The 18,856-nt window shown below is 73.5% G+C and carries 18 protein-coding genes; 7 read left to right on the plus strand and 11 right to left on the minus strand.

What is annotated here, in order from left to right; translation table 11 throughout:
• Positions 1–244: 244 nt before the first annotated feature.
• The 4 genes from ACIP4P_RS30905 (at position 245) to ACIP4P_RS30920 (ending at position 5,360) form a co-directional block, all read left to right on the plus strand.
• A complete protein-coding gene (locus tag ACIP4P_RS30905; protein WP_350516913.1) occupies positions 245–1,255 on the plus strand; it encodes a polyprenyl synthetase family protein in 1,011 nt (336 codons plus the stop codon).
• Between the two features lie 160 nt (positions 1,256–1,415).
• Positions 1,416–2,078 (plus strand): response regulator transcription factor, encoded by a 663-nt coding sequence (locus ACIP4P_RS30910; protein ID WP_350516912.1) that lies wholly within the window; start codon positions 1,416–1,418, stop codon positions 2,076–2,078.
• A gap of 247 nt (positions 2,079–2,325) precedes the next feature.
• Positions 2,326–4,293: a 2-oxoacid:acceptor oxidoreductase subunit alpha gene (locus ACIP4P_RS30915; RefSeq protein ID WP_400924161.1), complete on the plus strand. Its 1,968-nt coding sequence runs from the start codon at positions 2,326–2,328 to the stop codon at positions 4,291–4,293.
• Positions 4,290–5,360, plus strand: a complete 1,071-nt coding sequence (locus tag ACIP4P_RS30920) for a 2-oxoacid:ferredoxin oxidoreductase subunit beta (protein WP_400924077.1) — start codon at positions 4,290–4,292, stop codon at positions 5,358–5,360. Before ACIP4P_RS30915 ends, ACIP4P_RS30920 begins: the two co-directional genes overlap by 4 nt.
• A gap of 69 nt (positions 5,361–5,429) precedes the next feature.
• Here the strand turns inward: ACIP4P_RS30920 and ACIP4P_RS30925 are convergent, their stop codons facing one another.
• The 3 genes from ACIP4P_RS30925 to ACIP4P_RS30935 all read right to left on the minus strand — a co-directional run bounded on the left by ACIP4P_RS30925 (position 5,430) and on the right by ACIP4P_RS30935 (position 8,017).
• Complete coding sequence (locus ACIP4P_RS30925; RefSeq protein ID WP_400924079.1) at positions 5,430–5,810, minus strand: VOC family protein; 381 nt, start codon at positions 5,808–5,810, stop codon at positions 5,430–5,432.
• A 214-nt stretch (positions 5,811–6,024) separates the two neighbouring features.
• Positions 6,025–7,680 (minus strand): LCP family protein, encoded by a 1,656-nt coding sequence (locus ACIP4P_RS30930; protein ID WP_400924081.1) that lies wholly within the window; start codon positions 7,678–7,680, stop codon positions 6,025–6,027.
• Positions 7,673–8,017, minus strand: a complete 345-nt coding sequence (locus ACIP4P_RS30935) for a DUF6542 domain-containing protein (protein ID WP_400924083.1) — start codon at positions 8,015–8,017, stop codon at positions 7,673–7,675. Before ACIP4P_RS30935 ends, ACIP4P_RS30930 begins: the two co-directional genes overlap by 8 nt.
• 427 nt (positions 8,018–8,444) lie before the next feature.
• Here ACIP4P_RS30935 and ACIP4P_RS30940 point away from each other — a divergent pair, with 427 nt between their 5' ends.
• Positions 8,445–9,086 (plus strand): TetR/AcrR family transcriptional regulator, encoded by a 642-nt coding sequence (locus ACIP4P_RS30940; protein WP_400924085.1) that lies wholly within the window; start codon positions 8,445–8,447, stop codon positions 9,084–9,086.
• A 59-nt stretch (positions 9,087–9,145) separates the two neighbouring features.
• Here ACIP4P_RS30940 and ACIP4P_RS30945 read toward each other — a convergent pair whose 3' ends face one another.
• The 4 genes from ACIP4P_RS30945 to ACIP4P_RS30960 all read right to left on the minus strand — a co-directional run bounded on the left by ACIP4P_RS30945 (position 9,146) and on the right by ACIP4P_RS30960 (position 14,559).
• Positions 9,146–9,856: a hypothetical protein gene (locus ACIP4P_RS30945; protein ID WP_400924087.1), complete on the minus strand. Its 711-nt coding sequence runs from the start codon at positions 9,854–9,856 to the stop codon at positions 9,146–9,148.
• A gap of 271 nt (positions 9,857–10,127) precedes the next feature.
• Complete coding sequence (locus ACIP4P_RS30950) at positions 10,128–10,910, minus strand: GNAT family N-acetyltransferase (protein ID WP_400924089.1); 783 nt, start codon at positions 10,908–10,910, stop codon at positions 10,128–10,130.
• A 69-nt stretch (positions 10,911–10,979) separates the two neighbouring features.
• A complete protein-coding gene (locus tag ACIP4P_RS30955) occupies positions 10,980–11,432 on the minus strand; it encodes a CAP domain-containing protein (protein ID WP_400924091.1) in 453 nt (150 codons plus the stop codon).
• Between the two features lie 208 nt (positions 11,433–11,640).
• Positions 11,641–14,559, minus strand: a complete 2,919-nt coding sequence (locus tag ACIP4P_RS30960) for an AfsR/SARP family transcriptional regulator (protein ID WP_400924093.1) — start codon at positions 14,557–14,559, stop codon at positions 11,641–11,643.
• Between the two features lie 140 nt (positions 14,560–14,699).
• Between ACIP4P_RS30960 and ACIP4P_RS30965 the strand changes: the two genes are divergently transcribed.
• Positions 14,700–16,124, plus strand: coding sequence for a BTAD domain-containing putative transcriptional regulator (locus ACIP4P_RS30965; protein WP_400924095.1), 1,425 nt, complete (start codon positions 14,700–14,702; stop codon positions 16,122–16,124).
• 35 nt (positions 16,125–16,159) lie between these two features.
• Here the strand turns inward: ACIP4P_RS30965 and ACIP4P_RS30970 are convergent, their stop codons facing one another.
• Positions 16,160–16,636 carry a hypothetical protein gene (locus ACIP4P_RS30970; RefSeq protein WP_400924097.1) on the minus strand — a complete coding sequence of 159 codons (477 nt, stop codon included), beginning with the start codon at positions 16,634–16,636 and terminating at the stop codon, positions 16,160–16,162.
• 222 nt (positions 16,637–16,858) lie between these two features.
• A complete protein-coding gene (locus tag ACIP4P_RS30975) occupies positions 16,859–17,344 on the minus strand; it encodes a hypothetical protein (protein ID WP_400924099.1) in 486 nt (161 codons plus the stop codon).
• 180 nt (positions 17,345–17,524) lie between these two features.
• Here ACIP4P_RS30975 and ACIP4P_RS30980 point away from each other — a divergent pair, with 180 nt between their 5' ends.
• The gene (locus ACIP4P_RS30980) at positions 17,525–18,211 is read left to right on the plus strand and encodes a hypothetical protein (protein ID WP_400924101.1); all 687 of its coding nucleotides are present in this window, start codon (positions 17,525–17,527) and stop codon (positions 18,209–18,211) included.
• A 151-nt stretch (positions 18,212–18,362) separates the two neighbouring features.
• Here the strand turns inward: ACIP4P_RS30980 and ACIP4P_RS30985 are convergent, their stop codons facing one another.
• Entirely contained in the window at positions 18,363–18,530 is a 168-nt protein-coding gene (locus ACIP4P_RS30985; RefSeq protein WP_400924103.1) for a hypothetical protein, read from the minus strand.
• A 161-nt stretch (positions 18,531–18,691) separates the two neighbouring features.
• Positions 18,692–18,832, minus strand: a complete 141-nt coding sequence (locus tag ACIP4P_RS30990; RefSeq protein WP_400924105.1) for a hypothetical protein — start codon at positions 18,830–18,832, stop codon at positions 18,692–18,694.
• Positions 18,833–18,856: the final 24 nt, after the last annotated feature.

Here is an 18,856-nt window from a genome sequence, read left to right on the forward strand (position 1 = left end):
GCCGATTCGCCGCAGGCCGGTCCGGATCCGCCGGACCGGTCTCCGGCCTTTATTCCAGGATGAATTCGCCCCCACCGCCGCTTCGCCCGCGAACCCGTGCTGACCAGGGCTTCCGGCTCGGGCATGACGGGATCCGCACGCCCGTGCAGTGATCCACTCCCGACCGGATACCCTGCCTGTATGGCCAGCGGCGGCACTCAGGGACCAGGCCGCTAGATCGACCAGGGACAGAGGAGTGGTCTTCGTGACCGTCGTGGGACCCTTCGGGCTCGCCGTGCAGGACCGCGACCTGACCCGGGACGTCCAGGTCGGACTGGACGCGGTGGAGGCGGCGCTCTCCGAGGCCGTCAAGAGCGACGTCCCGTTCATCACCGTCACCGCCAGCCACCTGATCGAGGCCGGCGGCAAGCGCTTCCGTCCGCTGCTCCTGCTGCTGGCCGCCCAGTTCGGCGACCCGGGGGCGCCCGGGGTGGTGCCGGCCGCGGTGGTGGTGGAGCTGACCCACCTGGCCACGCTGTACCACGACGACGTGATGGACGAGGCCCCGGTGCGCCGCGGCGCGGAGAGCGCCAACTCCCGCTGGGACAACTCGGTGGCCATCCTCACCGGCGACTTCCTGTTCTCCCGCGCCTCCCAGGTGCTGGCCGACCTCGGCCCGGAGGCGGTGCGGATGCAGGCCGAGGCCTTCGAGCGGCTGGTCACCGGCCAGATCCTGGAGACCCGCGGCCCGGGCCCGGAGGGCGACCCGCTGCTGCACTACCTGGACGTGCTGGAGGGCAAGACCGGCTCGCTGATCGCGGTCTCCTGCCGGATAGGAGCGCTGGTGGCCGGCGCCGAGCCGTGGGTGGTGGACACCCTGGGCGAGTTCGGCGAGCGGATCGGCATCGCCTTCCAGCTGGCCGACGACGTGCTGGACGTGGCCAGCGACGGCCACGAGTCCGGCAAGACCCCCGGCACCGACCTGCGCGAGGGCGTGCCGACCCTGCCGACCCTGCTGGTGGAGCAGACCCCGGTCGACCCGTCCGACCCGGACGACGTCCGGCTGCGCGAACTGCTCGCCCAGGACCTCTCGGACGACGACCTGCACGCCGAGGCGCTGCGCCTGCTGCGCGCCCACCCCGCCCTGGAGCGGGCCCGCCGGGAGACCCTGCGGCACGCCGAGGAGGCCCGGGCGCTGCTGGCCCCGCTGCCGGACTGCGCGGCGAAGGCGGCCCTGGACGGGCTGTGCGACGCGGTGGCGATCCGCACCATGTGACCGCGTCCGCCGGGCGGTGCGGGCCGCGACCCGCACCGCCCGGGGGCGGCGCGGAACCGGTCGGCCACCGTCCGGCGGTGATCCCGGGTTCGGCCCGCGGCGCCCGGCCGGGATGGGGGAGACTGACTCCCGTCAGCTCACGCCTGCCCGGAAGGTCGCCATGCGCCGCGTCGTCATCGCCGAGGACTCCGTACTGCTGCGGGAGGGTCTGACCCGGCTGCTCACCGACCGCGGCCTGGAGGTCGTGGCGGGCGTCGGGGACGGCGACGCCCTGGTGAAGACGATCCACGACCTGGCGGCCGCCGACGCCCTGCCGGACGTGGTGGTCTCGGACGTGCGGATGCCCCCGAGCCACACCGACGAGGGCCTGCGGGCCTGCGTGGAGCTGCGCGCCCGCTACCCGCAGCTGGGCGTGCTGGTGCTGTCGCAGTTCGTCGAGGAGCGGTACGCCTCCGAGCTGCTGGCCGGCTCCACCCGGGGTGTCGGCTACCTGTTGAAGGACCGGGTCGCCGAGGTGCGCGAGTTCGCCGACGCGGTGGTGCGGGTCGCCGAGGGCGGCACCGCGCTGGACCCGGAGGTGGTGCAGCAGTTGCTCAGCCGCAGCCGCAAGGGCGACGTTCTGGCCAATCTCACGCCGCGCGAGCGCGAGGTGCTCGGGCTGATGGCGGAGGGGCGCACCAACGCGGCGGTGGCCAAGCAGCTGGTGGTCTCCGACGGCGCGGTGGAGAAGCACGTCAGCAACATCTTCCTCAAGCTCGGGCTGGCCCAGAGCCCGGAGGACCACCGCAGGGTGCTCGCGGTGCTCACCTACCTCAACTCCTGACTGCCGTCCCACCGCCGCGAGGGGCGGAATGATCTCCGGCGCGGGCGCGTTGTGATGGTGCGGGGTACCCGCGTGGGGCGGGTGAAATTCCGGCCGTGGTTCCCGTCGGAGTTCCCGGCGGGCCCGAGTTCGCGCGCATAGGATGCCACCGGTGCACCAGGCGGACGGGGCACGGGGCCGCGCCCGCGGTGGTGTGCCCACGAGGAGGTCCGCGGCAGTGACCAGTCAGGTCGATCAGTCAGAGGCAGTGGACGGGTCGGGCGACGACGAGGGTCGTACCGGCAGCGGTGCGGGACGCCCCGGAGCGGCCGACCCCGCCGGTCCGCTCGCCCCGGGCGGCCCACCGGAGCGGCGGGACAAGCCCGTTCGCAGACTCGACCGGGTGATCATCCGCTTCGCGGGCGACTCCGGTGACGGCATGCAGCTCACCGGTGACCGGTTCACCTCGGAGACGGCCGCGTTCGGCAACGACCTCTCCACCCTGCCGAACTTCCCGGCCGAGATCCGGGCCCCCGCCGGCACGCTGCCCGGGGTGTCGTCCTTCCAACTGCACTTCGCCGACCACGACATCCTCACCCCGGGCGACGCCCCGAACGTGCTGGTGGCGATGAACCCGGCCGCCCTGAAGGCGAACCTGCCGGACCTGCCGCGCGGCGCGGAGATCATCGTCAACACCGACGAGTTCACCAAGCGGGCGCTGGCCAAGGTCGGTTACCCGGCGGACCCGCTGGGTGACGGCTCGCTGGACGGCTTCCACCTGCACCGGGTGCCGCTGACCACGCTCACCCTGGAGGCGCTCAAGGAGAGCGGGCTGGCCCGCAAGGACGCCGAGCGGGCGAAGAACATGTTCGCGCTGGGGCTGCTGTCCTGGATGTACCACCGGCCGACCCAGGGCACCGAGACCTTCCTGCGGAGCAAGTTCGCCAAGAAGCCGCAGATCGCCGAGGCGAACATCAGCGCCTTCCGGGCGGGCTGGAACTTCGGCGAGACCACCGAGACCTTCGCGGTCTCCTACGAGGTGGCGCCGGCCGCGCTGCCGCCCGGCCGCTACCGCAACATCTCCGGCAACCTGGCGCTGTCCTACGGGCTGATCGCCGCCGCCGAGCGCTCCGGACTGCCGCTGTACCTGGGCTCGTACCCGATCACCCCGGCCTCGGACATCCTGCACGAGCTGTCCCGGCACAAGAACTTCGGGGTGCGCACCTTCCAGGCCGAGGACGAGATCGCCGGCATCGGCGCGGCGCTCGGCGCGGCCTTCGGCGGGGCGCTGGGGGTGACCACCACCTCCGGTCCGGGCGTGGCGCTGAAGTCGGAGACGATCGGCCTGGCGGTCTCGCTCGAACTGCCGCTGCTGGTGGTGGACATCCAGCGCGGCGGACCGTCCACCGGCCTGCCGACCAAGACCGAGCAGGCGGACCTGCTGCAGGCGATGTTCGGCCGCAACGGCGAGGCCCCGGTGCCGATCGTGGCCCCGGCCACGCCCGCCGAGTGCTTCGACGCCGCGCTGGAGGCGGCCCGGATCGCGGTCACCTACCGCACCCCGGTGTTCCTGCTCTCGGACGGCTACCTGGCGAACGGCTCGGAGCCCTGGCGGATCCCGGAGGTCGGTGAACTGCCGCTGATCGACCCGAAGTTCGCGACCGGCCCGAACCGCGAGGACGGCGCCTTCTGGCCGTACCTGCGGGACCCGCACACCCTGGCCCGGCCCTGGGCGGTGCCCGGCACGGCGGGCCTGGAGCACCGGATCGGCGGCATCGAGAAGCAGGACGGCACCGGGAACATCTCCTACGACCCGGCCAACCACGACCTGATGGTGCGCACCCGGCAGGCGAAGGTGGACGGCATCACGGTCCGGCCGGTCGAGGTGGACGACCCGACCGGCGACGCCCGGGTGCTGGTGCTCGGCTGGGGCTCGACCTACGGCCCGATCACCGCGGCGGTGCGCCGGGTGCGCGCGGACGGCGGCGAGGTCGCCCAGGCGCACCTGCGCAACCTCAACCCGTTCCCGGCCAACCTGGGCGCGGTGCTGCGCAGTTACGAGAAGGTCATCGTGCCGGAGATGAACCTGGGGCAGCTCGCGCTGCTGCTGCGGGCGAAGTACCTGGTGGACGCGGAGTCCTACAACCAGGTGCGCGGACTGCCGTTCAAGGCGGCGCAGTTGGCGGACGTGCTGTCGGCGGCGATCGGCAGCCTGGACGAGGAGGACCACCGATGAGCGACGTCGACTCCGCGGGGCGCGGCTTCCCGTCCCTGAAGCTGGTGCCGAAGGCCGAAGGGCCGCAGAGCGCCCGGGACTTCAAGACCGACCAGGAGGTGCGCTGGTGCCCCGGCTGCGGGGACTACGCGATCCTGGCGGCGGTGCAGTCCTTCATGCCGGAGCTCGGCATCCGGCGCGAGAACACGGTGTTCGTCTCCGGCATCGGCTGCTCCTCGCGCTTCCCGTACTACATGAACACCTACGGGGTGCACTCGATCCACGGGCGGGCGCCGGCCATCGCGACCGGGCTGGCCTCCTCCCGGCGGGACCTGAGCGTCTGGGTGGTGACCGGGGACGGCGACGCGCTGTCGATCGGCGGCAACCACCTGATCCACGCGCTGCGGCGGAACGTCAATCTGAAGATCCTGCTGTTCAACAACCGGATCTACGGCCTCACCAAGGGCCAGTACTCGCCGACCAGCGAGCTCGGCAAGATCACCAAGTCCACTCCGATGGGCTCGCTGGACGCGCCGTTCAACCCGCTGTCGCTGGCGATCGGCGCCGAGGCCTCCTTCGTGGCCCGCACCATCGACTCGGACCGCCAGCACCTCCAGTCGGTGCTGCGGGCGGCGGCCGAGCACGAGGGCACCGCGCTGGTGGAGATCTACCAGAACTGCAACATCTTCAACGACGGCGCCTTCGAGGTGCTCAAGGACGCCGGCACCCGGGACGAGGCGCTGATCCGGCTGGAGCACGGCAGGCCGATCCGCTTCGGCGCGGACGCGGCCGGCGGGGTCTTCCGCGGCCCGGACGGCGAGCTGTTCACCGCCCCGGTCACCGCGGAGAACGAGGCGCGGCTGCTGGTCCACGACGCCCACGCGGACAGCCCGGCCACGGCCTTCGCGCTGACCAGGATCGCCGACGCGGACACCCTGCACCACACCCCGATCGGGGTGCTGCGCGACGTCCGGCGGCCGGTCTACGACGAGTTGATGGAGAGCCAGTTGGCCACCGCGGCCGCCCACCGCGGGCCGGGCGACCTGGCGACGCTGCTGGCGGGCAACGACACCTGGACGGTGGGCTGACCGTTCCGGCCGCGCGCCGAGGCGCCCCCGTCCGCTCATCGGACGGGGGCGCCTCCGCGTCCGCGGGAGCTACTGCTGCACCCACTCGACCAGCTCGACCAGGACCCCGTTCGGGTCGGTGACCTGGAACAGCCGCTCGCCCCACGGCTCCTCGCGCAGCGGCAGGGTGATCGCGACCCCCTCGGCGCGCAGCCGCTCCTGCTCGGCGGCCGCGTCCTCGACGGTGAAGGCCAGGATCACCCCGTCCGCGACGCGGTCCCGCTGCCCCTCGGGCAGCACCTCCAGTCCGCGCCGCAGGTAGACGACGTCGACCCCGCCGCCGGGGTGGCCGAGCGAGACGAAGCCGTCGGCGGACATCCGCTCGGTGTAGCCGAAGTGCCGCTGGAGGAAGGCGGCGGAGGCCTCGGTGGACTCGACGGTCAGGGCGACGGCGGTGCTGGTGATCTGCATGGAGGGGTCCTCTCGGCACGGCGGACACGGCTGCGGACATGCTGGGGCGCACTGCGGACAGTTATTCCGTACGAAGTACACTATACATAGTACGGAGAAACTTGCCAGGGGTCGACGCGGGTCGGCCGCGGACGGAAGTTTGGGAAAGACTTGAGGGAGGCCCCCGATGGGGACCTCCCTCTAGTGTGGTGCGGGTCTCGTCAGAGGACGCGCATCAGAAGACGCAGGGGATGCCGCCGTCCGACTCCGCGTCCACGCCCGGTCCCTGCATCGGCAGGTTGGCGGCCGGGTCGCCGCTCGGGGCGGGGCCGGGGGCGGCGGGCTTGTCGCCCGCGACGCCGGTGAAGGAGGAGCCGAGGGTGACCACCACGTGGTCCGCGGCGACCGCGGCGGACTCGGTGGCGGTGACGCCGTAGCGGGCCGCGACCTGGTCGGCGGCGTCCTTGCCGCCCTTGCCGTAGGTCACCGTGGTGGCCTTCTGCTTGGTGCGCGCCGGCCCGGTGGCGCCCTCCTTGAAGCCCATCGCGACCAGGGCCTTGGCCTCGTTGGCGGAGGAGACCCCGGCGGCCGAGGAGCCGTTGAACACCTCTACGGTGGCCGGGGAGGCCGCCTTGGCCGGGGTGGTGGCGCTCGGCGTCGGCGCGGGGGCCTCGGTGGTCGGGGTGTCGGTGGCGCCGTCGCCCGGGGCGGGGGCGGCGGCGTCGGCGTAGCCGAAGACCTGCTTGACCACCTTCTGGATCTTCGACGGGGTGACCAGGTTGACGTCCTGGCCGTTGCGGGTGCCGAAGCCGTCGAAGGTCAGGGTGTTGAACTCCACGTTGCCGCCGGTGAGCGCCGGGGCCTGCTGGGCGAAGTCCAGCACGTTCCACTCGTTGTCGATCACCAGGTCCTTCTGGACGACCCCGAACAGGTCCTTGAGTTTGCCCAGGTCGCTGATGATCCCGTCCTGCTTGAGCTTGTGCACGACGGAGGAGATGAAGGCCTGCTGGCGGTGGGTGCGGGCGAAGTCGCCGGTGTTGCCCTTGCCGTCGTCCAGGTTGTGGCGCTGGCGGACGAAGGCGAGCGCCTGGGAGGCGTTGAGGGTGTTGATGCCCTTCTTGAAGTCGGCGCCGGAGCCCTGGCCCTCCATGGCCGGGTCCTTGGTGTCGTGGGTCAGGCAGACCTGGATCGGCTCGACGGCCTTGGCGATGTCGTAGAAGCCCATCAGGTTGACCTCGGCGACGTGGTCGACCGGCTGGTTCACGAAGGTCTGGACGGTGCGGATGGTGGCCGCGCGGCCCGCGTCGCGGCCGGCCTTCTCCAGGTCGGCGCCCTTCAGCCCCTTGGCCTTGGAGCTGCGGTCGAAGGCGTCCTTGGCGTTGCCGTACGCCTCCTTGATCTTGTGCATGCCCTGCTGGGAGCCGTCCCCGTTGTAGGTCATGACGTAGTCGTCGCGGGGGATGGAGATCGCCTGCACCTTGCCGCCGTTGGCCGGTATGTGCAGCAGGATCAGGGAGTTGGTGTTGTAGCCGCCGATGTCCGAGCTGTGGCCGGCGTGCAGTTCGTCCTGGACGAACTCCGGGGGCAGGTCGGAACCGTCCATGTTCTTGCGGCTGTCCAGGCCGATCAGCAGCAGGTTGACCGAGTTGTCCAGGTGCTTGGGGGCGTCCTTCTTGGTCTGCTCGATCGCGTTGGACGTGGTCATCCCGTCGGTGAGCGAGGTGTACTCGTACCAGACCACCCCGCTGGCCGCGAAGACCGCGAAGCCGACCGTGGTGGCGACCACCCGGCCGGCGATCAGCAGTGGGGAGTTGCGGCGGCCCGCCGGGGCCTCGGCGGCCTTGCGGGCGGCGGCCCGGCCGCCCTCCTGCCGCTCACGCTCGTCAGCCATGCTGCTGCCTCCTCCGGTCCCGGATCACCCGGATCACGATCACCAGCAGGGCCGCCGCGGCGGCCTGCGCCATCACCGGGAAGCCCTGGACGACCCACTTCGCGGAGCCCGTCGCCAGTTTGCTGCCCTGGTACTTCTCAGTGTTCGCCGAGAATTCGACGACGGCCGTCACGCCGAGCACCACCAGCGGCGAGGCGGCGGCCACCCACCACCAGCCGCGGCGGGTGCAGAGCGCGGCCGCCAGGCCGGTGCCGAGCGCCGCGCAGAGCGCGAAGGCCAGGCCCATGCCCGGCCCGGAGAGCTCGTCGATCACCGCGCCGACCAGTGGCAGGCCCACGGCCGCCACCGCCGGCAGGGCCGGACCGCCGGAGAAGGGACGCTCGGGGCCGGTGGGCCGGCTCGTCGCCCGCCGTCGTGAACCCTGGTCGGACGACCGACCTCGCTGCCCCGCCACTCACTCACCCCCGGGTGTTCCCGTGCTAGGCGCGCCACCTCGGCGCTGCGCCGGTCTGCTGTGGAGAGCGGAGACGGCGCTGCCAGTACGGGACGCTGGTGTTCGGCCGGCCGGTTCCCGTTCTCGGTTTCCCGCTACTGCTCGGGGGCAGGCACGTTTTCGGATTTGCTCTACAGAGGTGTAGAGATCGTACGCAGCATAGAGCACGCCTGTTCGGTGGCAAGTCCGCTTGTGAACGGGGCCTGCATACACTACACCGGGCAGTTTCTGAGAGGGTTGGCGGGTCCGCCGACGGAGAAGGAGGAGGGTCGTGGCGACCACGGGCGGAGCGGGACGGCCGGAGAAGCGCAAGGCGATCACCCGGGCCGCGACCACGGTGTTCGGGCGGGAGGGCTACGTCCGGGCCAGCATGGACGCGATCGCGGCCGAGGCCGGGGTGTCCAAGCGCACGGTCTACAACCACTTCGCCGACAAGGAGACCCTCTTCCTGTCGGTGGCACTCCAGAACTCCGCCGAACTCACCGAACGCATCCGTGAGTTGATGGCCGAGCACCTGGACCGGGTGGTGGACCTGCGGCGCGACCTGGCCGGGTTCGCGGTCGAGCGGGCCGAGGCGGTGCTCTCCGCGGGCGAGCACGGGGCGCTCGGCCGGGCCATCCGCGCCGAGGTGGCCAACATCCCGGCGGACGTCCTGGAGGCCTGGCTGGAGGCCGGTCCGGTGGCCTCCCAACGCGACCTCGCGGAGCGCTTCGCGGCGCTCACCGGCAGCGGGCGGCTGGCCGCGGCCGATCCGGAGCTCGCCGCCGAGCAGTTCACCCTGCTGACCTTCCACGGCGTGGCCGAACGCTCCTTCTGGGGCGCCCTGCCGGTGGCCGACGAGGAGGTCCGGCGGATCGCGGCGGAGGGCGTGGAGGCCTTCCTGAAGATCTACGGCCCGCCCGCAGCGGGCTGACCGGGGCGGCCGGACGGGCGGGACGGCACCGGGCCGCCCCGCCCGCCGACCGGCGCGGGTCACTTCCAGTTGACGCCCTTGCCCAGGGTGTACGGCTCGCCCCAGTACTCGGCGCCGGTCACCTTGGTCGCCTGCGGGGCCAGGGCCAGCACGCAGGAGGTGATCGACTGGCCGTTGGTGAAGCCCTTCGGGAAGGACGGGTGCGGGCACTTGTCGAAGGTGCCGATCAGCATCACCTCGCTGGCCTCCGAGCCGTCCGGCAGGAGGCCCTTCACCTGGGTCAGGCTGGCGAAGGACAGGTCGGTGCTACCGGTGTTGGTGACCTTGAAGTTGACGTAGTACGGGACCATGCCCGCGGCCTTGTCACCCAGCTTCAGCGGGGTGAGGTCGGCCGGGTCGCCCTTGTCGATCGAGGTGACCGCGAGCGAGACGGTGCCCTTGGTGCTGCCCGAGCTGAACGGGATGGTGGCGGCGGTGCCGATCTTCACCGTGCTGCCGGGCGCCGCGGTCGGACCGGACTGGGCCGGGGCCCCGCCGGTGGTGCCGCCCGTCGCCCCGCCGGCGGCCGCGGAGGTCGGCGCGGCCGCCGTGATGGAGGGGGCCGGGGTGCTCGGCGCGGCCGAGGACACGGCCGGCGGCTGGGTGGCCGGCGGGGTCTTCGCGGTGTCCGACGACGCGGCGTCGTCGTTGCAGGCGGTCATGGTGAGCGCGCCGATCACGGCCAGCCCGGCCACGGCCATGGTGCTGCGGCTGGTGCGGATGGTCTTCAAGTGACGTCCCCCGTCAGGTGTGTCTGCTGGGACCACCGTGGCGGCGGTCCTCCTGAGGGACGTTCATAGCGCAGTGGGAAACCGGGACGCCAGATTTTTGATGCCGTCTTGACCGGGCCGTGACGAGTCCCACGCGACTCCGTGACAAGGGATGCCGAGTCGTGATCACACGTACCCGAACCGCCTCCCACCTGGGTCGATGGCCGCCGTGCGATTCTGTTCGCCATGACCGGGGCGGTACGGCGCCGTGCTCCGACGGCCCCGGGCGGCCTCAGACGGCCCGGAGCACCAGCTCGTTGTACGTCAGGACGGTGCTGAAGCCGAGCCGCTCGTAGAGCCGGATCGCCGGGGCGTTGTCGGTGCGGACGTGCAGGCCCAGGTGGTCGGTGGTCGGGCCGAGCCGGCGGCACAGCGCGGTGACGCAGCTGCGGGCCAGGCCCCGGCCGCGGGCGTCGGGGTGGGTGACCACGTTGCCGAGCACGGCGACCCGGTGGGCGGGGGAGTGCACGTGCACCCCGGCGACGGCCACCAGCCGGCCCGCCTCCCGGACGCCGACGTAGCCGCCGGCCGCGAGCAGCCGCCGGTCGAACCAGGACTCGGGGTAGCCCGCGGCCAGCAGGTCCCGCAGGGCGTCCAGGTCGGAGAGGTCCAGGGGCTCGACCGGGTGCGGGAGTTCGGCCGGCAGGCGCCCGGTGTCCGGCAGGATCATCCGCAGCAGCGGGGTGCGGCGCTCGACGGCGTAGTCGGGGGCGAGGGCCCGCTCGGCGCCGTCCGGCAGGCCGGCGGTGAAGCGGCGCGGCAGGAAGGGGCGCATCGCGTCCAGCAGTTCCGCCAGCGCGGCCCGGCCGGCCTCCCGGACGAAGGCGAGCAGGACGGGGGTGTCGCCGCCGCTGTAGAGCAGGGCGACCGGGCCGTGGTCGGGATCCGCCGTGTACCAGGCGGTGTTGGGCCACAGGGTGTCGTCGAGGTCGCCGAGTTCGAACAGGTGCAGGGCCGGGTCGGTGCGGAACCGTTCGGCGAGTGCGGCGCGGTCGTGCAGGCTGATCAGGGGCACGGTTGTGAGGATAGGCCCGGTCGGCGGCTCCGTGCCGAGCCGCCGACCGGGAGTGCGGGGGCCGCCGGGTCAGACCTGGCCGAGGGTCAGCACGCAGCGTCCCGGGGCGCCGCCGCCGGCGGGCGCGTAGCCGAGGCCGAGGTGGGTGAAGCGTCCGTCGAGCAGGACGGCGCGGTGCGCGTCGCTGTGCATCCACTGCTGCATGGCCTGCGGCACGCTGTCGGCCGGGGCGACGAGTTCGGCGGCGAAGCGGAAGGCGAAGCCGGCCGCGCGGACCCGGCGCCAGGGGCTGCTGCCGTCGGTGCCGTCCTGCTGGAGGAGGTCGTGGACGGCGAGGTCGGCGGCGTGCCGCTGGGCGGCCCGGTCCAGTCGGGCGTCCGGGTGCAGCGGTCGGGCGCCGGCGTGGACCCGCCGGAAGTTGGCGGAGATCAGCATCTCGGTGCGGAGGTCGACGCCGGTGGCCGGACCGCGGGTGGTGCCGGGGGCGTCCGGCCCCCGGCCGGTGCTGATGAGCGTGGTCATGGGGTGCGCTTCTCCTCTCGGGCCCCGGATCGTCCGGGGACGGCCCCGGGCCGCGGGGGCTGCGGTCCGGGGCCGGACGGGAGGAACGTTGCCGCAGCGCGGTAGACGGCCGGTCAACGCGCGCGGCCGGACCGCCGGTCGACGCGTGCGACCGAGGCGCCGGTCGACGCGTGCGGTCGGACCTCCGGTTGACGCGCGTAGCCGGTGGTCAGCCGAGTTCGGCGAGCTGCCCCTCGACCTGGGTCGCGTCCTCGGTGAGCCCGAGCCGCCGGTACACCTCCAGCGCCTCGGTGAGCAGCGCCCGGGCCCGGCGCGGGCGGCCGAGGCCGGTGAGCGCGGTGCCGAGGGTGCGCAGCAGGGCGGCCTCCAGGGCGGCGCTGGTGCGGCGGGCCTGCGGCAGGACGGCCTCGGCGAGGTCGGCGGCGAGCAGCCAGCGGCGGGCCTCGGCGTGGATCCGGGCGGCGAGGTCCCCGGCGGCGGCCTCGAACACGGTGACCTGGAGGGTGGCGAACTCCTCCCGGGCGCCGAGCGCGTGGGCGAGGGCGGTCTCCGGGTCGCCGCACAGCCGCAGGACCCGGGCGAGGTAGTAGCGGCCGATCGCGGCGGAGACCGGTCCGGAGTCGGTCATCAGCTCGGCGCTGCGTTCGGCGGCGTCCCGGGCTTCGGTGAGCCGTCCGGTCTGGGCGGCGCTGAAGGCGAACTCGCCGAGCGCGCTGCCCTCGGCGCGTCGGGCGCCGAGGCGGTGGAACAGTTCGGCGGCGCGGCTGGCGTGTTCGGCGGCCTCGGCGTAGCGGCCGTTGATCCGGGCGTTGCCGCCGAGGTTGATCAGGGCCTTGGCGAGCACCCGTTCGGTGCGCGGGTCGGTGCACAGGTCGACGGCCCGGCGGATCTCCGCCTCGGACTCGGCGTAGCGGTTGATGTGCCAGAGCATGGTGCCGCGCAGGTAGCGGGCGAGGGCGAGCGGGCCGCGTTCGCCGCGGGCCTCGGCCTCCTCGGCGAGCCGGCCGGCCAGGTCGACGATGACGCCGGTCCGGTCGCGTTCGGCGAGCACGGCGCCCATCCGGTCGGCGAGTTCGGCGGCGCGGTCGAGCGGCAGGTCCGGGTCGGCGCAGCTGAGGGCGATGGCGGCGGCGTGGGCCTCGGCCTGGTCGCGCATCCAGCGGACCGCCGCGGCGCCGTCCGGGATCCGCCGGCCGGTGGCGGTGACGGGTGCGTCGAGCAGGCTGATCTCGGCGTCCTCGGCCTTGCGGGCGGCCCGGTCGGCGTTGCGGGCGGTGGCGAGGCAGAAGTCGATGAACCGGTCGGCGGCGGCGGTGTGTTCGGCGGGGTGCTCCTCGGCGGCGAGCCGGCCGCGGGCGTAGTCGCGGACGAGGTCGTGGAAGCCGTAGCGGCCGAACCGGGGGGAGTGCACCAGGTTGAGGTCGACGAGGGTTTCGAGGAGCCGGTCGGCCTCGTCCTCGGTGCGGCCGAGCAGCGCGGCGGCGCAGGGCAGTGGCAGGTCGGGGGCCTCGGGGAGGGAGAGCAGCCGGAAGGCGCGGGCGAGTTCCGGGTCGAGGCGGTGGTAGGAGAGGGCGAAGGTGGCCTCCACGGTCCGTTCGCCGTCGCTGAGTTCGGCGAGGCGGTGTTCGTGGCGGAGTCCTTCGGCGAGCCCGGCCAGGGTGAGCGCGGGGTCGGCGGCGAGCCGGGAGGCGGCGATCCGGACGGCGAGCGGCAGCAGTCCGCAGGCCCGGACGACCTCGTCGGCGGCCTCCGGTTCGGCGGCGACGCGTTCGGCGCCGACGATCCGGGTGAGCAGTTCCAGGGCCTCGGCGGGCGGCAGGGTGTCCAGTCGCAGGTGGTGGGCGCCGGAGAGGCCGGTGAGCCGCAGCCGGCTGGTGATCAGGACGGCGCAGCCGGCCGCGCCGGGCAGCAGCGGTTCGACGTGGTCGGGGGTGGCGGCGTTGTCGAGGACGACCAGGACGCGGCGTCCGGCGAGGGCGGAGCGGTAGAGGGCGCTGCGTTCGCCGGTGTCCGGCGGGATCTCGTCGGGGGCGATGCCGAGGGCGCGCAGGAAGCCGGACAGCACGGCGCCGGGGTCGGTCGGGGTGCGGTCGGCGCCGCGCAGGTCGGCGAAGAGCTGTCCGTCGGGGAAGCGGTCGCGGACCTGCCGGGCGAGGTGCACGGCGAGGGTGGTCTTGCCGACGCCGCCCATGCCGTCCAGGGCGGAGACCACCACGGCCCGGCCGCCGGCGCCGCCGAGCTGGTCGGCGAGGGCGCCGAGTTCCTCGGTGCGGCCGGTGAAGTCGGGCAGTCCGCCGGGCAGCTGGTCGGGGGCCTGCCAGGTGTCGGCGGCGGGTTCGGGTTCGGCCCTGGGCGGCAGCAGGGTGGCGTCCTCGCGCAGGATGCGCAGCTGGAGCCGGGCGGGTCCGGGCCGGTCGGCGGGCAGGGTGGGGCGGGCGTCCTCGTAGACGGCGAGCGCCTCGGCCTTGCGGCCGGCCTGGTAGAGGGCGTGCATCAGGACGGCGGTGAGCCGGGGGCGGCCGGGGTGCTCCAGGGCGAGGGCGGCGGCCTCGGCGGTCAGGTCGGTGCGGTCGCCGAGTTCGGCGTCCAGTTCGAGCTGGGTTTCCTTGGCCGATATCCGCTGTTCGGCGAGCCGGGCGCGAAGGGCCTCGGCGTGCGGTCCGGGGAGTCCGGCGAGGGGTTCGCCGGTCCACAGCCGCTGGGCGCGGAGCAGGACCTCCCGGACGTCCTGCGCGGGCGTGTCCGTCCGGCGCAGTTCCTCGGCCTCGGTGAGCAGGGCCTGCCAGGCGTGGGCGTCGACCTCGGCCTCGGGCACCCGCAGCGCGTAGCCGTCGCCGACCCGGATCAGCGGCATCCGCTCCGGGTCGTCCCCGGCGTAGGGGCGGAACGCGGTGCGCAGCCGGGAGACGGCGAGTTGGACGGCCTTGCGGGGGTCGGCGGGCGCGGCCCCGCCCCACACCCCCTCGACCAGCACCGGGACGGCGGCGGTGCGGCCGGCGGCGTCCAGCAGTACGGCGAGCACGGCGCGCTGCTGCGGCCGGCCCAGTTTCAGTTCCTGTTCGCGGTACCAGGCCCGCAGCGGGCCCAGCAGTCCGAAGCGCAGTCCGGCGCCCCCCGTGTCAGTCATGTCCCGTCCTGAAAGTCGTTCGTACGCCGGTATCCCGCCACTTCCGTCCCGGCAGCGGCGCCCCTGTCTTCCGGCGACATATGCTCTGTCACAGATTGTGCACCGGGGGGACCGGATTCCGAGTGTTCGAGGGGTGGGCTGTGCGGCTCGAATTCCGCGTGCTGGGGCCGTTGAGCGCCCGGTGCGACGGTGGTGAGATCGAGCTCGGTCGTCCGCAGCAGCGGGCGGTGCTGGCCGCGTTGCTGCTCGCCCCCGGGCAGTTGGTGCCGACGGACCGGCTGGTCGAGGGCCTGTGGGGGGAGGACGACAGCCGCTGGCCGAAGGATCCGGTCGGGCAGATCGGCACCCATGTGCACCGCTTGCGGCGGGCGTTGGGCGCCCCCGAGCTGCTGGTGGCGGCGGCGGGCGGGTACCGGCTGGCGGTGCCTCGGGACACGGTGGACCTCTTCTGCTACGAGGCCGCGGTGGCGGAGGCCGTCGCGCTGCGTCACCGGGAGCCGTCGCGGGCGCGCGAGTTGCTGGGGCGCGCGCTGGACGCCTGGACGGGCGACCGGGCGCTGGACGGTGTGCCGGGGGCGTTCGCCGAGCGGGCCCGGGAACGGTTGGCGGCCGGCCGCTTCGCGGCGGTGAAGGCACTGCTGGACCTGGACGTGACGCTGGGGCGGCACGCGGAGGCGGTGGAGCCGCTGGCGGTGCTGGCCGCCGGGCATCCGCAGGACGAGGAGGTGCACCGGCTGCACCTGCTGGCCCTGCACCGCTGCGGCCGGACGGCGCAGGCGCTGGCGGCGTACGAGGAGCTGCGGGAGCGCCTGGACCGCGAACTCGGCCTCGAACCGGGCGCCGCGGTCGCCGAGTTGGCGGAGCGGATCCGGTCCGGGGAGCCGGTGGCGGCGCCGGTCCGGGCGCTGCCCCGGCCCTGCCAGCTGCCGCCGGACATCCGGGACCTGGTCGGCCGGGCGGAGCTGGCGCAGGAGGCGGAGCAGGTGCTGCGCTCCGGCGCCGCGCCGGTGGTGGGCCTGTCGGGGCCGTCCGGCAGCGGCGCCTCGGCGCTCGCCGTGCACGTGGCGCACGCGGTGCAGGACGCCTTCCCGGACGGCCAGTTGTACGCGGCCGGCGGTGAGGCCGGGCCGGTGCTGGCCGGGTTCCTGCGCGCGCTGGGGGAGCGGCCGGCCCCGGACGCCGGGGCCGACCGGCTGGGTGGGCGCTTCCGCGAGCTGCTCGCCGGGCGGCGGGTCCTGGTGGTGTTGGACGGGGTGGCCGACCCGGCTCCGCTGCTCCCGGGGGTGCCGGGCTGCGCCGCGGTGGTGGCCGGTGCGGAGCCGGGGGTGCTGCCCGGCGGCGTCGTGCGACTGGCGGTGGGACCGCTGGAGTCGCACGACGCCTACGAGTTGCTGGCCCGGATCGTGGGCGCGGAGCGCATCCGCCGGGAGCCGGACGCGGTGGCGGAGCTGGCCGCGCTCTGCGGGTACCTGCCGGTCCTGCTGCGGACGGCGGCGACCCGCCTCGCGGCCCGGCCGCAGTGGTCGGTGGCCGACCTGGTCCGCTGGTTCGCGGAGCGCGGCTGAGGCGGGCACCGGCGACGGTGTCGGCGGCGTCGGCGTCAGTACAGGTCCGTGCTGCGCACGGTGATGGTCGCGGTGCTGGCGCGGGGCGGGTAGGAGAACTGGACCGTGAGGCCGCCGTGGTCGGAGACGACCAGGGAAGCCGTGCTGTTGGGGTCGGACTTGAAGGTGTTGCTGGCCCAACAGACCTTGTTGGAGGCGTTGTAGACGACGAAGTTCCCGTCGCCCTGCATGATCGCCTTGTAGCCGCAGCTCCAGGTGCCCGCGGCGGACCACACCGCGACGGGGTTCGGCGTCTGGTAGTTCCGGTAGATGACCAGGTTGCCGTCGAGCTGCAGGATCAGCCGGGTGTCGTCGGTGTTGAGGCTGCTGCCCTGGTAGAGGATCCCGGGCTCCCTCATGCTCACCGAGCTGTCGGCCTGGGCCGTCCCCGCCGAGGCCACCGTTCCGGCCAGCGCCAGTGCGCCGGCCGCCGCCGCCATGGCCGTGCGTCGCATCGTCTTCTTCGCCTTCATGTCCCCGTGCTGCCTCTCTCGCCCGTGCTCGCGCCCGTGGAAGTGACGGGCGCCCTGTGGTGGGGATGATCATGGCGTGAGGTTGTAGACGGACGATAAACGCCGCATTGAGGCGCCGGCCTTCCGGACGGCCGCCCGGCCCCGGTCGGTGGACGACCGGGGCCGGGCGGTGGGGCTGTCTCGTACGGGTCGGTTAGGACGGGTCGGTCCCGTACGGGTCGGTTAGTACGGGTCGGTGCTGGCGATCTTCGCCCAGGACAGGCCGCGCGCCGGCGAGCTGAAGTAGAGGGTGAGTCCGCCGTAGCCCCAGAGCTTCATGGAGACCCCGTTGTTGAACTGCTTGGTGTTGCTGGACCAGCAGACGTAGGCGTTGTTGCCGTAGACGACGAGGTTGCCGTCGGGCTGCAGGATCGCCTTGACGCCGCAGCCCCAGGTGTTCGGCGCGGCCCAGACCGCCGTGTACTGGCCGTTGTTGGTCTTGTAGGTGACGAAGTTGCCGTCGCTCTGGAGGATCAGCCGGGTGGAGCCGGTCTCGATGTACTGGTTCTGGAGGAGGGTGAAGGGGGCGTCCACGGACAACTGCGGAGCCTGGTCGGGCGGGGTGATGTCCGCGTGCGCGCTCCCCGCGGCCGTCACCGTCCCGGTCAGCGCCAGGAGTCCGGCCGCCGCCGTCATGGCCATGTGCCGGAGGGTCTTCTTCGTCTTCATGTCCCCGTGCTGCCTCTCTCGCGTGTGCTCGCGCCCGTGGAAGTGACGGACGCCCTGTGGTGGAGCCGATCGTGGCGGAGGGCGGTAGACGGACGATGGACGTGACGGCGGGGTGCGGGGCCGACCTGCGTACGGACCTTTGTCGATTACACGTCAACCGGGCCGCGGGAGTCTCGGGCCATGGAGAACACCACCACCGCAACCGCGGGCGCCACCGTCGGCGCCCGCACGAAGCGCCCGCTGCGAGCCCTCGCCGCCACCGCCGTGGCGGCCGCCGCGCTCGCGCTCAACCTCGTCTCCGCGGCGCCCAGCAGCGCGTCCGCGCCCGGCTGTTCGGGGGTGCCGTCCGGCTGGGACCACCTCACCCAGGGCATGTGCCTGCGGGCCGGCGAGCGGATGTCCTCGCCGATCCAGTACGGCAGCTCGGGCCTGGTGACCACGGAGGAGGCCGATGTCATCAGCTACCAGCGGGACGGCAACCTGGTCGTCTCGCACTGGAAGACCTGGATCCCGCCGGAGGTCGGCGGCGCGCCCGACTTCAGCTCGCTGGTCGAGATGATCGAGCGGTGCGCGGCGTCCAACGACTGCCAGGACGGCGACACGGTGATCGACATCCTGTGGAACTCCGGCACCCAGGGCCGCAGCACGGGCGAGGCCGTCATGCAGGCCGACGGCAACTTCGTGGTGTACGACGGCGACGGCAACCCGGCGTGGAGCAGCGGCACCTACCAGTGCGGCAGTTCCTACGTGTGGGGCCGGATGCAGACCGACGGCAACTTCGTGCTCTACAAGGGGCACGCGGCGGGCGACAACAACTGGAAGGCGGTCTGGTCGACGAAGTTCGGGCGCACCGCCGAGCCCTGCTGAACACCCGGGGGCGCAGTGCGGAAAGGGGGCGGGACGGCCGTGGGGGTCGTCCCGCCCTCGCCTGCGCCCGGTCTCATCCGGGCGTCGGCGAGCCGGAGGGACGGGCGGCCCGTCCGCCTGCCACGTCCGGCTGCGTCGGCGGGTGGACGTCCTAGCCGTTCGTGTAAGGACACGTTCCGGTCAGGATCTGCCACGAGGTGCAGAAGCCCACGCCCCCGTCGCGGGCGGACGGAGTGGACGGAGTGGCTGCTGCGGCGGGCACGGTCAGCATCCCGAGCAGGGCGCAGGTGCCGAGGGCGAGTGCGGCGATACGGCGCACGGCTGTTCCTTCCGGTGAAGCGGCTGGACGAAGCGGCTCTACCCGCAGCCTCGGGCCGCATGCCCGACGTCCCCCCTGTGGGTGAGGTCCGGACGAAGCCCGTGCGTCGAGCGCGCGCCCCCGCCGTTCCGGGCGGAGGCTCTGCGTCGGCGGGTGGTACGTCAGCAGCAGCCGCCGCCGACGGCCCCGGCGAGCTGGGAGTGCGGGGAGGGCGCCGGGGCGGCGTTGCCGGACGTGGTGGCGAACAGGAGCGTGGCGGTGAGCGCGAGGCCGCCGACGGCGGCGATCAGCATCTTGCGCATGGTGAGGTCCCCCTGATGGTTGAT

This window comes from Kitasatospora sp. NPDC089509, assembly GCF_044749365.1.
Lineage (GTDB): Bacteria > Actinomycetota > Actinomycetes > Streptomycetales > Streptomycetaceae > Kitasatospora.

Coding starts and splice junctions, on each gene's coding strand:
- ACIP4P_RS30910 (WP_350516912.1), top strand. CDS start 1,416: ATGCGCCGCGTCGTCATCGCCGAGGACTCCGTACTGCTGCGGGAGGGT.
- ACIP4P_RS30920 (WP_400924077.1), top strand. CDS start 4,290: ATGAGCGACGTCGACTCCGCGGGGCGCGGCTTCCCGTCCCTGAAGCTG.
- ACIP4P_RS30925 (WP_400924079.1), bottom strand. CDS start 5,810: ATGCAGATCACCAGCACCGCCGTCGCCCTGACCGTCGAGTCCACCGAG.
- ACIP4P_RS30930 (WP_400924081.1), bottom strand. CDS start 7,680: ATGGCTGACGAGCGTGAGCGGCAGGAGGGCGGCCGGGCCGCCGCCCGC.
- ACIP4P_RS30955 (WP_400924091.1), bottom strand. CDS start 11,432: ATGACCACGCTCATCAGCACCGGCCGGGGGCCGGACGCCCCCGGCACC.
- ACIP4P_RS30960 (WP_400924093.1), bottom strand. CDS start 14,559: ATGACTGACACGGGGGGCGCCGGACTGCGCTTCGGACTGCTGGGCCCG.
- ACIP4P_RS30970 (WP_400924097.1), bottom strand. CDS start 16,636: ATGAAGGCGAAGAAGACGATGCGACGCACGGCCATGGCGGCGGCGGCC.
- ACIP4P_RS30975 (WP_400924099.1), bottom strand. CDS start 17,344: ATGAAGACGAAGAAGACCCTCCGGCACATGGCCATGACGGCGGCGGCC.
- ACIP4P_RS30980 (WP_400924101.1), top strand. CDS start 17,525: ATGGAGAACACCACCACCGCAACCGCGGGCGCCACCGTCGGCGCCCGC.
- ACIP4P_RS30990 (WP_400924105.1), bottom strand. CDS start 18,832: ATGCGCAAGATGCTGATCGCCGCCGTCGGCGGCCTCGCGCTCACCGCC.